11 protein-coding genes are annotated in these 14153 nt (G+C 74.2%); 2 read left to right on the forward strand and 9 right to left on the reverse strand.

Annotated elements, in window-relative coordinates:
- Positions 1-2 precede the first annotated feature (2 nt).
- The 6 genes from efeB to ACFZA0_RS11030 all read right to left on the reverse strand — a co-directional run bounded on the left by efeB (position 3) and on the right by ACFZA0_RS11030 (position 7028).
- Positions 3-1370: an iron uptake transporter deferrochelatase/peroxidase subunit gene (efeB, locus tag ACFZA0_RS11005; RefSeq protein ID WP_391014171.1), complete on the reverse strand. Its 1368-nt coding sequence runs from the start codon at positions 1368-1370 to the stop codon at positions 3-5.
- 6 nt (positions 1371-1376) lie between these two features.
- Positions 1377-3512, reverse strand: a complete 2136-nt coding sequence (locus tag ACFZA0_RS11010) for a copper resistance protein CopC (protein ID WP_391014173.1) — start codon at positions 3510-3512, stop codon at positions 1377-1379.
- 22 nt (positions 3513-3534) lie between these two features.
- Complete coding sequence (locus ACFZA0_RS11015) at positions 3535-4059, reverse strand: copper chaperone PCu(A)C (RefSeq protein ID WP_391014175.1); 525 nt, start codon at positions 4057-4059, stop codon at positions 3535-3537.
- Positions 4056-4718, reverse strand: coding sequence for an SCO family protein (locus tag ACFZA0_RS11020; RefSeq protein WP_391014177.1), 663 nt, complete (start codon positions 4716-4718; stop codon positions 4056-4058). Before ACFZA0_RS11020 ends, ACFZA0_RS11015 begins: the two co-directional genes overlap by 4 nt.
- Before the next feature lie 359 nt (positions 4719-5077).
- The gene (locus tag ACFZA0_RS11025) at positions 5078-5836 is read right to left on the reverse strand and encodes a DUF1775 domain-containing protein (protein WP_391014179.1); all 759 of its coding nucleotides are present in this window, start codon (positions 5834-5836) and stop codon (positions 5078-5080) included.
- A 223-nt stretch (positions 5837-6059) separates the two neighbouring features.
- On the reverse strand, positions 6060-7028 hold the full coding sequence (locus tag ACFZA0_RS11030; protein ID WP_391014180.1) for a hypothetical protein: 969 nt from the start codon (positions 7026-7028) through the stop codon (positions 6060-6062).
- A 250-nt stretch (positions 7029-7278) separates the two neighbouring features.
- Between ACFZA0_RS11030 and ACFZA0_RS11035 the strand changes: the two genes are divergently transcribed.
- Complete coding sequence (locus ACFZA0_RS11035; RefSeq protein ID WP_391014181.1) at positions 7279-7776, forward strand: ATP-binding protein; 498 nt, start codon at positions 7279-7281, stop codon at positions 7774-7776.
- A 7-nt stretch (positions 7777-7783) separates the two neighbouring features.
- Here the strand turns inward: ACFZA0_RS11035 and ACFZA0_RS11040 are convergent, their stop codons facing one another.
- From ACFZA0_RS11040 to ACFZA0_RS11050, 3 genes are all read right to left on the reverse strand, one after another.
- Positions 7784-9580: a SpoIIE family protein phosphatase gene (locus ACFZA0_RS11040; protein ID WP_391014183.1), complete on the reverse strand. Its 1797-nt coding sequence runs from the start codon at positions 9578-9580 to the stop codon at positions 7784-7786.
- Between the two features lie 186 nt (positions 9581-9766).
- On the reverse strand, positions 9767-11233 hold the full coding sequence (locus ACFZA0_RS11045) for an aminopeptidase P N-terminal domain-containing protein (protein ID WP_391014185.1): 1467 nt from the start codon (positions 11231-11233) through the stop codon (positions 9767-9769).
- A 205-nt stretch (positions 11234-11438) separates the two neighbouring features.
- Positions 11439-12980, reverse strand: a complete 1542-nt coding sequence (locus ACFZA0_RS11050; RefSeq protein WP_391014187.1) for a SpoIIE family protein phosphatase — start codon at positions 12978-12980, stop codon at positions 11439-11441.
- Between the two features lie 506 nt (positions 12981-13486).
- On the opposite strand from ACFZA0_RS11050, the gene ACFZA0_RS11055 reads away from it, so the two are divergent.
- Entirely contained in the window at positions 13487-14152 is a 666-nt protein-coding gene (locus tag ACFZA0_RS11055) for a bifunctional DNA primase/polymerase (RefSeq protein WP_391014189.1), read from the forward strand.
- Position 14153 lies beyond the last annotated feature (1 nt).

A 14153-nucleotide genomic window follows, 5' to 3' on the forward strand; every position in this document is an offset into this window, starting at 1 on the left:
CGTCACCCCTCCAGCAGGCGCTGCCCCACGTACTCACCCTTCGCCGCGCCGCCCGGCACCGCGAAGAGACCGCTCGCCTCGTGCCGGATGAACGGCGACAGCGCGTCCCCCCGGTCGAGCTTGCGCTGCACGGTGACGAAGCCGCGCAGCGGGTCCGCCTGCCAGCACACGAACAGCAGGCCCGCGTCGGGCGTCCCGTCCGCGTCGAAGCCGTCGTGGAAGGAGAACGGGCGGCGGAGCATGGCAGCGCCCCCGTTTTGGTCGGGCCGGGTGATCCGGGCGTGCGCGTTGAGCGGGACGACCAGGTCACCGTTCTTGTCGGTGGCGTCCAGTTTCATCGCGGCCGTCTCGCCGCCGCCGGTCAGCGCCGCCCCGGTCGACTTGCGGCGCCCGATGACGTTCTCCTGGGCCGTGACCGAGAGCTTCTCCCAGTCGTCGAGCAGCATCCGGATGCGCCGTACGACGACGTAGGAACCGTTCGCCATCCAGGCCGGGTCGCCGGAGGCCGGCACGAAGATCCGCTCGTCGAACGTCGGCTCCGACGGCTTGGGGTTGCGCGTGCCGTCGACCTGGCCCATCAGGTTGCGCATGGTCATGGGGTGGGCGGTGGCGCCCGGCGAGCGGTTGAAGCCGTTCATCTGCCAGCGCAGCCGGGCCGCGCTCCCCGCGTCCTTTTGCAGTGCGCGCAGCGCGTGGAAGGCGACGAGTGCGTCGTCGGCGCCGATCTGCACCCACAGGTCGCCGTTGCTGCGCGCCTTGTCCAGGTGGTCGGAGGAGAAGTCGGGCAGCGGGTCGAGGGCGCTCGGGCGTTGTGCGGAGAGCCCGGTCCTCGCGAAGAAGCTGTTGCCGAAACCGAAGGTGACGGTGAGGGACGACGGCCCCGCGTCGCGCGCCACGTCCGTGTCGTCGTGTGCGGTGGGCTCGCCCGCCATCAGCCGCTCGGCCGTCGCCGACCAGCGTCGCAGCAGCGCGGTGGCCTCCTTGCGCCCGGCACCGGCCGCGAGGTCGAAGGCGACGAGATGGCCGCGGGCCTGAAGGCCCTGGGTGATCCCGGGCTGATGTTTCCCGTGAAACATTGCCATGTCCGCGCCCAGCGAGGTCAACGGTGTGGCCTCGGCGGGTGCCGCCGCGTACCCCGCGGCACCGCCCGCCGCGCCGAGCACGACACCGGTGGCACCGGCGGTACCGAGCAGCCGCCGCCGGGACAGCCCGGGGGCGGCGGGGCCGGTCTGCGCACCGCTTCCGGCGTCGGCGCCGCCCGCGCGGGGGGCCACGACGGCGGGGGACTCCGCGGCGGGGCGGCCACTCTTCGCGCGTGGCTTCCTCGCGGGGGCCGTGCGTGCCGGTTCGGGGGTGGACTGGTCAGCCATGGTGGGTCAGCCGATCTGCGCGTTCTTGTAGACGGTCACTTCGTCGATGGCGGACGTCCGCACGGTCACCGCGATCTTCCAGGTGCCGGCCATCGGGATCTGCACTCCGTCGGCCGCCCAGTGGCCGGTGGCGATGTGGTCCGGTGCCACGGGGAGCGGGCCGATCTGCTTGGCGGTGAGGGTCAGCGCGACCTTCACCTCGGGGACGTCGTACGGCTTGCCCGCCGCGTTCTCGACGTAGAGGTGGAGCTCGTTGCCGCCCACGCGCGCGGGGTCGATGTCGAGGCCGACGACACCCTTGCCGTTCTCGCCGCCGGTGTCGAACGGCATGTCGAGCGTCAGCGCACCGGCGACCGCCGTGGCGGCACTGGACGACGCCGACGACTTCGCGGCGGCGGCCTCCTGCTCGGTGCGGCCGGGTTCGGTGGTCGTCAGCACGGTGGTGACGGCCAGCAGCACCACGGCGACGCCCGCCTCGGCGAGCACCGAGCGGCGCAGACCGAAGCGGTTCGGGTCGGCGTCGCGCTGCCTCTTCTGCCGCGCGGCGTCGACGGCCGCGCGCTGCCGGGCCAACTGCGCGGCCCGCTTGCCACCGCCGGCCCCGGCCGTCCCGCCGGCATCGGCCCCGGCGCCCGCGGTCCGGGCGTCCGCGGCCCCGGCGCCCGCGCCCCCGGCGTCCGCGGCCTCGTCGGCCCCGGTTCCGGCCCCCGTGCCGTCACCGCTCCCGCCGCCCGTCGCCCCGTCCGCCGGGGCGGTCACTCCCCCGGCGCCCGAACTCCCGGCGCCCGAACTCCCGGCGCCCGAGGCTCCCTTGCGGGCCGCCGCCGGTTCCTTCGCCTTCGCGCCCGCGGGTCCCGCCGCACCCGCGGCGGCGCCGCCCCGCCCCTGCCGGACCACGGAGGCCGACGCCGTTCCGGCGAGCCGTCCGGTCCAGCGCCGGGAGATGGACGCGATGCCGACGAGCACGGCGACGAGCCCCACCTTGACCATCAGCAACTGCCCGTAGGCGGTGCCGGTGAGCGCCGACCAGGTGCCGAGCTGACGCCAGGCCTGGTAGGTGCCGGTCGCGACCAGCACCACCACCGACACGAACGCGACGGTGGAGAAGCGGCGCACGGCCGCGACGTCGACGGGCGTGCGGGCGGGCGCCCGGTACAGCGCCACCAGCAGCGCGGTGAGCCCGCCGAGCCAGGTGGCGACCGCCAGCAGGTGCAGCACGTCGACCGGCATGGCGATGCCGGGCTGGAGCCCCGTGGACGCGTGCTCGGCCATGGCCCAGCTCGCCGCGAGCCCGGCGGCGACCACCGTGCCGCCGATCGCGAGCCCGAAGGTCAGGTCCTGCTTCTCGTCGTCCTCGCGCTTGTCGTAGGCGCCGAAGAGCACGGCGATGAACAGGGCGCTCGCCGCGAGCAGCAGCAGCCGCGACACCAGGGCCGCGCCCGTCTTGGTCTGGAGCACCTGCCCGAGCAGGTCCAGGTCGAAGATGTCGCCGACCTTGCCGGTGCTCGTGTAGGAGCCGCGCAGGAGCAGCAGTCCGAGTGTCGAGGCGGTCAGCGTCAGCCAGCCGGACACCACGAGCCGCTGAACGGCCCGCACCCCGGCCCCGCGCCGCCAGCAGCCCAGCACGAAGGCCGCGCCGCCGGCCATGACGATGAACCCGGCGTAGGACATGTACCGCCCGAAGCCGTACAGCCCGCCGACGACCCCGCCGCCGACCTCCTGCCCGGCGGCCGAGACGGTGGTCTTCGAGGGGGCGCCGACGGAGAAGGTGTAGCCGCCCGCGACGGGATGGCTGTCCGCCGACACCACCTGGTAGGTCACCGTGTACGTGCCGTCGGCGAGGCCGGCGAGCAGCCGCACCGAGTACGTGGTGCCGCTGACGTTGACGGGCTTGCCGCTCTCGACGTGCTTGCCCTTGGGGTCGAGCACGCGCAGCGAGTCGTCCGACATCGCGACCTTCTCGGAGAAGGTCAGCGAGACGTGGTCCGGCGCCTGGGCGACCACCACGCCCTGCTGGGGGTCGCTGCCGGTCAGCGCGGCGTGCGCCGAGGCGGGCCCGGCTCCGGCCAGCAGCGCCCCGGCGACTGCCAGGAGCAGCAGCACCAGGTTGCGTATGCGGGGTGCGACGGTCGTCCCTGTCACGGTTTCCAGCTCCCTCGGTCCGTCAGTGTCCGGTCGACGGGTTGTACGTGGCGGACTTCACCGGGATCTCGACGGTGACGGGGCGGGAGGACGCGAAGTGCAGCCTCACGCTCACCTTGTCGCCCTCCGCGGGCCGCTTCTTCATGCCGTCGAACATCAGGTGGTCGCCGCCGCTGCGGAAGACGAGCCGTCCGTGCGCGGGCACGGTCAGCTCGGAGACCTGCTCCATCGCGGCGGAGTCGGTGGTCACGTGCAGGGTGACGCTGCTCGCGGCGGGGCTGGTGACGGAGGTCAGCTCGTCCTTGGTGCCGCCGGTGTTGGTGATGGTCAGGAACCCGGCGGCCATGGTGGCCGAGACGGGCCGCGGCATGTAGGCACCGCCGACGGACAGTTCGGCGGGTCCGCCCGAACCCGCAGCGCCGGACCCGGAACCGCTGTCGCCGCAGCCCGCCAGGACGACGGCACCGAGCAGCACGGCGGCGGGCGCGCCCGCGAGACGCCGCGCGCCGCGGGCGGGGCGCCGCGTGCCGGCGGCCGGGCGCCTCACGGCCGCTGCCCCTTGACGATCTTCGGCAGGTCCTTGGTGTACGTGTCGACGGTGGCGTCCTCGCCGTAGAGCAGGTAGCCGCCGTCGGTCTTCGGGGAGAACGCGATGACCTGGGCGCCGTGGGTCGAGACGATCTTGCCGTTCTTGTCCTTGTGCGGCGCCTCGACGGAGATGCCGAGGGTGCGGGCGGCGGCCTGGATGGTGTCGAAGTCACCGGTGAGGCCGACGATCTGCGGGTCGATGCCCTTGAGCCACGTGCCGAGTGCCTCGGGGGTGTCGCGGTCCGGGTCGGTCGTGACGAACACGATCCGCAGCTCGTCCTGCTCGGCCTTCGGCAGCGACTTCTTGGCCACGGCGATGTTGTTCATCGTCAGGGGGCAGACGTCGGGGCAGTTGGTGTAGCCGAAGTAGATCAGCGTGGGGTGCCCCGCCGTCTCCTTGCGGAAGTCGTAGGTGTCGCCCCCGGTGTCCGTCAGCTTCAGGTCGGGCTTGGTGAACGGCTGGTCGAGGACGGTGGCGGCGCCCTGCGAACTGTCGCCGCCGGAGACCACGGCGACGGACTTGGAGCTGTCACCGCTGTCGCCGCCGCAGGCGGTGAGGGTGAGGGAGAGGGTGGCGGCGGTCAGCAGCGCGGCCACGGCGTACGTCTTCTTGCGCATACGAAAATGTCCCAGATGTGAGAACTCCGGCACGCGCGGGGCCGTCCGGCAGGTGGGTGAGAACCCGGACCCGGAAGGCCGGGGGCCGGGGGGGGGGGGCGGGGGCCGGGGGGGGGGGGGGGGGCCGGGGCGGCGGGGGGGGGGGGGGCGGCCCCCGGGGGGGGGGGGGGGGCGCCCGCGGGCCCGCGGGCGGGGGCGGGGGCCCGGGGGGGGGGGGGGCCCCCCCCGCCCCGGGGGGGGGGGGGCGCCCCCCGGCCCCCCCCCCCGGGGGGGGGCCCCCCCCCCCCCCCGCCCGGGTCCGGGCCGGGCGCCCACGGCGGTGCCGTGCGGGCCCCGGCGCGTACCGAGGGTCGGTCGGATCAGGCGTTGCTGCGGCGGCGTCCGGCGAGGACGCCGTAGGCGAGGCCGGCGACGCCGACGACGATGCCCACGACGCCCAGCACGCGCGCGGTGGTGTCGCTGTCGTCGGCGGAGGCGGCGGCCGACGAGGCCGACCCGCCGTCGTCGGTGGACGCGGCGGGGGAGGCCGGCGAACCGGTGGCGTCGGAGTCCGAGCCGCTCGCGCCGTGCTCGTCGGAGGAGTCGGCGGCGGACAGTTCGAGCACCGGCGCCGGGTTGTCCGGCTCCTCCTGGCCCTTCTGCTGGACCTCGATCCAGCGGACGACCTCCTTGTCGGAGTACGTCTGGAGGGCCTTGAACGTGAGCTCGTCGGTGTTGGTGGGCAGGGCGCCCACGGAGACCGGGAACTTCTCGAAGTAGCCGGGCGCGATGCCCTTGCCGTCGGCGGTCCAGGTGACCTTGGTGACGGCCTGGGTGATCTTCTCGCCCTCCAGCTCGACGGGCTTGTCCAACGTGGACTTGGTGATCTTGACCGACCAGCCGTCGATGGCCTGCGGCATCACGGACGCCAGCGGGTGGTCGGTCGGGAAGTTGACCTCGACCTTGGTGGTCGAGGCGTCGTCGCGCTCGTTCGGCACCTTGAAGTCGATGACCGCGTAACCGCCCTTGGCGGCCGTCCCCTCGGGGGACACGGTGACGTGGGCGAAGGCGGGCGACGACAGGACAAGGACGGTCGCGCCGGCGATCGCGCCGGTGGCGGCGAGACGGGAAGCCTTCATGGCAGGAGCACTCCGTTTCGGATGACGTTCCGGTGATCAGGAGGGGTGCGTGCGCGCGACGGCGCCCCGGCCCGCGGGTTCACGACCCGGGGCACGCGCACACGGAACCGCCGCGGCGGAACCGGGAACGCTGAGGGCGTGCCTGTCACGGGCACGCGCGCGTACCGCGCGACGGCGGCCGGGCCCTCCCGGCGGAAATCCGGGCGGAGGTGGTCGCGTCGCGTCAGGCAGCGAGGACGAAGGCGCTGAGCGCGCCCACGGCCGGAGGCCCGCGCCTGATCACGGTGTGCTGGAGCGCCTCGGTGCGCGGCGCCGGAAGGGTGGGCGGCGCGGTGCGCCGCCACAGCCGAGGTCCCGTCGAGGGGGCACCCGGCAGCCCGGCGCCCAGGGCGCGCACCAGGGCGAGCGCCGCGCGCAGGGACCGGACGAGCGCGGTCTCGGCGACCCCGTGCGCGGACAGCGCGATCAGCCGCAGCAGCGCGGTGTCGCCGCGGCGCAGCAGCCACCCGGCGGCCAGCGCCGCGAGCAGGTGGCCGAGCAGCATGGGCAGGGACGGCAGCAGCGAGAGCCAGTCCGTCGACGACACCGAGCCGCCCGCCACGGCGTCCGCCTGCTGGTGCACGGTGCTCACCGCGTCCGTGCCGGCACCCGTGCCGCCGGAACTCCGGTAGATCCGCGCGTCGAGGAGGATCCGCTGCGCCTCGGCGGGACTGATGGCCGCGGCGGAGGCGCCGCACATGAGCCGCGCGGCCTGCTCCACGAGGGAGGCGTCGCTCAGCGAGCCCAGCGCGTGCGCCGAGCCCCCGGCGGCGGCGGCGGTGGCACCGGCCGACAGCGAGCCCGTCGGCACGGAACCGGCCGAACCCGTCGCCGTCGTATTCATGGACATGGCGCCCATGGACATCGTCCCGGCCAGAACCTGGCCGAGCCCGAACAGCGTGTGCAGGACCGTCTGGCCGACGGCCAGAAGGACCACGATCCCCGGCAGCGAACGGCTGCGCCCGGCGAGCGGGACGACGACCGCGAGAACCGCGAGGAACCCGACGCCCAGCGTCCACGGCGGGACCGTCATACCGGCCCCGAGGGTGTGCCCGGCCGCGGCCAGCGCCACGCAGACGGCGGCGAACACCGCGGCCCGCAGGAGCCGTAGGTCGCTTCCGGAGCGCGCGGTGCGCGGGGATCGGGCAGTCATGGCGGGCTCATCATCCCATTCGCCCCCCGAGCGCCGTACGTCAGGTCCGCAAGATTCCGTAACGCCGGAAAGGCGGCTCTTGTGCGCCTCTTGAGCGCCCCTCGGGCCGGGCCGGTGCGCCCGCGCATACACCGACCGCCACCTCCGGCGCATCCCCCGTCCGGGCGGCATCACGTCAACTTCACGCTTACGCAGGGGGACGGGCGGCAATACGTAACGGTATGTCGAGCCGCGGCCTGGAGGCTGGAGCATGAGCATCTGGTGGTCTCTCCATCTGCGGCGCGACGCTGCCAGCGTGCCCCTCGCCCGGCGTCTGCTGATCGGCACGATGGAGACCGCGGGCGTCGACCCCGACATCTCCTACGACCTGTCCCTCGCCCTCAGCGAGGCCTGTGCGAACGCCGTCGAGCACGGGGGCGACCGCGGCGGCGACCAGGGCGGACCCTCTGGCGCGTACCGGGTCACCGCCTATCTCGACGGGGAGAAGTGCCGTATCGAGGTGGCCGACTCGGGCCCCGGCTTCCCGTCCAGGACCGCCGGGGCGTTCGTGGACGACGGCACGCGCGCGTACGCCTTCACGGCCCGCACCGCCCACCCGGAGGCGGAGAACGGCCGCGGTCTCTGTCTCATCCAGGAACTCGCCGACCACGTGCACATCGGCAACGACCCGGGCCGGGGCGGTGCGGTGGTGAGCTTCGACAAGGTCCTCAAGTGGCGCTCCGGAACAGCCCCGTTGATGGCGGTCTGACGACCCGTCAGGCCGGTTCGCTGCCGTCGTCGGGCAACGGCCGCGGTCCCTTCGTGCGGACCGCGAGCAGCGCGATGTCGTCCTCGGCCGCCCGCCCGCCGGTGAGCTGGGCGAGGGCCTCGTCCAGGATCGTCTCCAGCGGGTCGCGCGGGTTCAGCCGCAGCCGGGTCAGCCGGTCCAGCGAGACGTCGATGTCCTCGCCCCGCCGTTCCACCAGCCCGTCGGTGTACATCAGCAGGACCGCCCCGGGCACTCCCGGGCGGACGACGCTGCCGTAGCGGCCATAGCCGGTGCCCAGCGGCGGGCCGACCGGCACGGGCACGATCTCGGCGACCCCCTCGGTCGACAGCCGCAGCGGCGGCAGGTGCCCGGCGTTCGCGTAGGTGAGGGTGCCGGTGCGCGGGTCGCCGAGCGCCAGCAGGCAGGTGGCGACCCGGCCGAACCCCGACTCGGACACCAACTGGTCGGCGCGGGACAGCACTTGGTGCGGGGGCAGCCCGTTGATGGCCATGGCGCGCAGCATCGACCGGTAGTGGCTCATCGCCACGGCGGCCTCCACGCCGTGCCCCATCACGTCGCCGATGACCAGCATGTTGCGGTTGCCGGGCAGTGCCAGCGAGTCGAACCAGTCGCCGCCGACCAGCGTGCTGTCGTCGGCGGGCAGGTAGCGCGAGGCGGTCTCCAGGTTCGGGTGCGGCACGGACGGCTCGCTCAGCAGCGCCCGTTGCAGCTCCAGCGCCATGGTGTGCTCGCGGTCGTAGTGCACCGCGCGGGACAGGGCGCGGGCGGCGCGCGCGGCCAGGTCCTGCGCGACCACGGCGTCCTGCCGGGTGAACACCGGTGAGCTGTCACCGCGCACCAGGGTCAGCGCGCCCAGCAGCCGCGCGTCGCTGGCCAGCGGCACCACGACCGCGGAGCGGATGCCCGCGGCCCGGCAGCGCGCGACCCGGTCGATGCAGCCGGGACCGCCGTCACCGGCGTCGGGGCCGCGCAGGTCGTAGAGCCAGAACCGGCCCTGCTCCAGCCGCCGCCGCAGCGGCGCGGCACGTACGTACTCCTCGAAGGCGCCCGGTGTGGCGAGATCGCCCAGCCGCTCCGTCAGCGGCGCCGCGGCGCGGAAGGCGACGCGGCGCAGTCCCGTCGGACGGCCGGCGTCGAGGCGCTGCCGTCCGGCGCGCTCGGAGGAGAACAGCTCCACGCACGCGGCGTCGGCCAGCGACGGCACGACGAAGCCGGTCAGTTCGCCGCACGTGGTGTCGACGTCGAGGGTGGTGCCGATCTGGTTCGCCGCCGTGTCCAGGAGCGTCATGCGCTGGTGCGCGTACTCCAGTTCGTGCAGGTAGCGGCGCGGCTCGGCGATCTCCAGGCCGATGCCGGCCACCCCGACGACCTCGCCCCGCTCACTGACCAGCCGGTGGTAGGTGGCCCGCCACTCGCGGCGCGCGTGGGGCGAGCGCGCCCACCGGTAGCCGGTGGCGATCAGCTCGCGGGGCTCCCCGTCGCGCAGCACCTGCCGCAGGACCTCCTCGGAGCGGTGCAGGCCGGGCAGCACCTCGTCCATGGTGTGCCCGATGTGGGAGGCGGCGGGCAGGCCGTTCATCCGGGCCATGTACGGGTTCACGTACCGGTAGCGCAGGTCGGGGTCGAGGATGGCCACGGCGGCCGCCGCCCCGTCGACGATCTGGCGCAGCATCCGGTACTCGCGGCCCAGGTCGGACGTGGCCGCGGCGGCGCCGACGGCGGTGAGCAGGGCGTCCAGGTCGGCGGAGAGCATCGAGCGCGGCGGTTCGGGGTCCGGTGCCACGGCCACCTCCTCACGCGCTCCTGGCCGCTCGCCGCCACGGGCAGCCGTCAGACCCATGATCCGGCCAACCACCGGGGACCGCACGCCCGGAGGAGGCGGCGCCGCGGGTACGCGAACGGCCGGGCATCCTCCGCGGGATGCCCGGCCGTACGTGACGCGGTGTGCGCGGGTGGGGCGCGGCGGGCGTCAGCCCTTCAGGGCCGCCATCCACGCCTCGACCTCGTCGGAGCGGCGCGGCAGGCCGTCCGACAGGTTCCGGTTGCCGTCCTCGGTGACCAGGATGTCGTCCTCGATCCGGACGCCGATGCCGCGGTACTCCGCGGGCACGGTCAGGTCGTCGGCCTGGAAGTACAGGCCGGGCTCGACGGTGAGCACCATGCCGGGCTCCAGCGTGCCCTCCGCGTACGTCTCGGTGCGCGCGACGGCGCAGTCGTGGACGTCCATGCCGAGCATGTGACCGGTGCCGTGCAGGGTCCAGCGACGCTGGAGGCCGAGCTCCAGGACCCGCTCGACCGGACCCTCGGCCAGGCCCCACTCGACGAGCCGCTCGGCGAGCACGCGCTGCGCGGCGTCGTGGAAGTCGCGGTACTTGGCGCCGGGCTTCACCGCCGCGATGCCGGCCTCCTGGGCCTCGTACACGGCGTCGTAGATCTTCTTCTGGATCTCGGTGTACGTGCCGTCGACCGGCAGGGTGCGCGTGACGTCGGCGGTGTAGAGGGTGTTCGTCTCCACGCCGGCGTCGAGCAGCAGCAGGTCGCCGGAGCGGACCGGGCCGTCGTTGCGCACCCAGTGGAGCGTGCAGGCGTGCGGGCCGGAGGCGCAGATCGAGCCGTAGCCGACGTCGTTGCCCTCCACGCGGGCGCGCAGGAAGAACGTGCCCTCGATGTAGCGCTCGGAGGTGGCCTGCGCCTTGTCGAGGACCTTCACGACGTCCTCGAAACCGCGCACGGTCGAGTCGACGGCCTTCTGCAGCTCGCCGACCTCGAACTCGTCCTTGACGAGACGGGCCTCGGAGAGGAAGACACGCAGTTCCTCGTCGCGCTCGGCGGTGACCTTGTCGGCCAGGGCCGCCTCGATGCCGGCGTCGTGGCCGCGCACGACGCGCACCGGGCCGGTGGCCTCGCGGAGCGTGGCGGCCAGCTCGCGCACGTCGGAGGCGGGGATGCCGTACAGCTTCCCGGCCTCGGTGAGGGAGTGGCGGCGGCCGACCCACAGCTCGCCCTGGCCGGACAGCCAGAACTCGCCGTTCTCGCGGTCGGAACGCGGCAGCAGGTAGAGCGTCGCGGTGTGGCCGTCGGTGGTCGGCTCCAGCACGAGGACGCCGTCCTCGGTGAGGTTGCCGGTGAGGTACGCGTACTCGACGGACGCGCGGAAGGGGTACTCCGTGTCGTTCGAGCGCGTCTTCAGGTTGCCCGCGGGCACGACCAGGCGCTCGCCGGGGAAGCGCGCGGAGAGCGCGGCGCGCCGCTCGGCGGTCCGCCCGGCCTGCTCGACCGGCTGCAGGTCGTGCAGCTCGGTGTCGGCCCAGCCGGACTTCATGCTGTCGGCGAGCTCGTCGGACACGCCCGGGTACAGGCCGTTCTTGCGCGGCTTGATCTGCTCTTCGGACTCGGCTTCCGGGGTCTCCGGGGTGAGCTCGTCGGACACGGTCATCCTCCTCGTTACTGCGTTGACCGCCTCCATCGTACGGTCGTACGGATCGCTGACCAGGGGGTGGAAGGCCCGGTCACCGAGGGCAGCGGGCCGGACACGACGCGCGTCCGGATCGTCCGGTGCGCCCGGCTCGCCCCGCTCGGTCCCAACGGCCTTGTGCGCCGCGGGTGTTCGGAGAACGGGACCCTTCCGGGGGCCGCCGCGCTCAGTCGAACCGCACCGCGAGCAGCACCACGTCCTCGTCGCTCTCCGCGTCGTCGAGCCCCTCGGGCAGCACGCAGCGCAGCACGTGGTCGGCGACCGCGCCCGGGTCGGTGCGGGCCGCCCTCGGCACGCCCGCGGCGGCGGCGTGCAGGCGCGCGAACGCGCGGTCGGTGGCGTCCCCGGTGCGGCGCAGCAGCCCGTCGGTGTACAGCAGCAGGGTCTCGCCCGGCTCGGCCTCCAGCTCGACGCCCGGCGCCTCCCAGCACGACAGCATGCCGAGCGGCGCGGACACGGTGGTCTCGACGAACTCCGTGCGCCGCTCGCCCACCAGCAGCGGCGGACAGTGCCCGGCGCCCGCGAGCGTCACCTTGCGGGACGCGGGCTCGCAGAACGCGAACAGGGCCGTGGCGGACCTGGCGGGTTCGGTCAGCCGCATCAGCAGTTCGAGGTCGGACAGCACGGCGACCGGGTCCTCGCCCTCCATCACGGCGTACGCGCGCAGGGAGGCGCGCAGCCGCCCCATGGCGGCCGTCGCACCCGGCCCCGACCCGGTCACCGACCCGACGGCGAGCCCGAGCGCGGCGTCCGGCAGGGGCAGCGCGTCGTACCAGTCGCCGCCGCCGCGCGGTCCCGTGCGGTGCCGTGCGGCGAGTCGCACCCCGGCCACCCTGGGCAGCCGCGCGGGCAGCAGCTCCTCGGCGAGGGTCGCCATGCGGGCACGCGTGCGCTCGGTCTCCAGCAGCCGGGCCAGGTGCTCGGCCGCGTACCCGGTGTACAGCCGGGCCAGGTGGCGGCGGCGCGCGTCGGGTTCGGCGGGCTCGTCGTACAGCCACTCCACGGCGCCGAGCCGCTCGCCGGAACCGGGGCAGAGCGCGAGCGCGTACCCGGCGCCGAAGCCGAGCCGCAGGGCCGTGTCGCGGTGCGGGGCGGCGAGACCGTCCTCGGCGAGCAGGTCGGCGCGGACCAGCTCCCGGTCCGCGTCCGGCGCCCCGTCCAGCAGCCGCCCGCACGACGCGGAGGCGCGCGGCACGGTCTCCAGGTGCCCGAGGTCGCCGCGGTTCAGCCCGAGGCCGACGGTCGTGTCCGGGCCGAGCCCGTCGGCGGGCTCCAGGACGACCAGGCCGCGCCGCGCGCCGACCAGGCACGCGCCCGCGTCCAGCACCTCCCGCAGGGCGTCGTCGAGGCAGGCGGTGCGGGCCAGGCGTTCGGTGAGTTCGTGGAGGGTGGTGAGGTCCGAGACCCAGCCGGCCAGCCGGTCCTGGATGAGGGCACCGGGCGGGGAGGGCACGGGGGCGGCGCCGGGCGGCGCGGTGACCGGCGCGGACGCCGGGGGCGCCGGAGGCGTGGCCACGGGCGCGACAGTGTGTGCGGGCGCCGGAACGGTGGAATCGATTCCGGCCACTTTCGAAGGATGCGGGGCGTTCATGGTGTCCGGCTTTCCGGCCGGTGCGTACTGCTGAAAAGCATCGCAAACCCCCATGTCATTCTGCGCCGCTAGCAGTGTCTCCACATGTACACGCACTCGTGAGGAGATGTCCAGCATTGTCCTGGTGGGATTCCTGGTGTCCAGGAGCCTGTGGTGCGGTTTCGCCGATTCTCTTGCGGAATGGCCAAGTTGGCTTGAAACTGACGTAGGTGGCGACCTGTTGCGGTCGACTGGGCGGGCTCGACGGAGCGTCACAGCGGTCGTTGTGGGTACCTACCCGGTGAAGGCCAGGGGTGTCGGGGACCTCCCGGAACCTGGCGACTGACCCGGGCGTCCTCATCTTTGACGGCCGTGCCCCATCCTCCCGTGGCGGAGGCGGAGAGAACCACGCGGGACCGTAAAACGCCAGACTCCGCCACCCCGCGCCACGCCCACGCTCGTGCTCGTAACGCTCGACGCGGCACGGACGCGGACGCCGCCCACGCACGGCCCGTACGGCCCATGGGGTTCCCCCTGTCCGCGACAGGGGTGTGATGCGCCAACAGGTACGCACAGCGAAGAGATCGACACATGGTGTGAGTCCACGGTGTTGCCAGGCGTGCAACGGAAAGGAACGAGCGCTCATGCGCGAGATCCTCGGAAGGCGACGCATGCTCCTGTCCCGGCGGAACGAGGGGAGGTCCGAGATGCTCGGTGCCGCCCTGACCTTCGCGACCGAATGGCGCTGGCCCGTACTCCCGGGTGTGGCACCCGATCCCCGGGGGAACGGCCGCTGCGGCTGCCCCGACCCGGAGTGCACGGTGCCCGGCGCACACCCCTTCGACCCGGGCCTGCTCGCGGCCACCACCGACGCGCGCATGGTGCGCTGGTGGTGGGGCAACCGGCCCGACGCGCCGATCGTCCTCGCCACCGGCGGCGGCGCCCCCTGCGCGGTCAGCCTGCCGCCCCTCGCGGCGGCCCGCGCCCTCGAAGCACTCGACCGGCGTGACATCCGCGTCGGCCCCGTCGTCGCCACCCCCGACCGCTGGGCGCTGCTGGTGCGCCCCTACTCCCTGGAACAGCTCGGCGAGCTGCTCTACGCCCAGGACTGCGTGCCGCACTCCCTGCGCTTCCACGGCGACGGCGGCTACCTCGCCCTCCCGCCGTCCGGCACGGCCCGCGGCCGGATCGACTGGGCCCGCGCGCCACTGCCCGGCTCCGCCTCGCCGTGGCTGCCGGACGTCGAGGCCGTGACGGCCACCGTGGTCGAGGTCCTCACTCGTACGGGTGTGAGCACGCCCGAGTTGTAGG

This window comes from Streptomyces sp. NPDC008150 (assembly GCF_042956945.1).
In the GTDB taxonomy this organism is placed as follows: Bacteria; Actinomycetota; Actinomycetes; order Streptomycetales; family Streptomycetaceae; genus Streptomyces.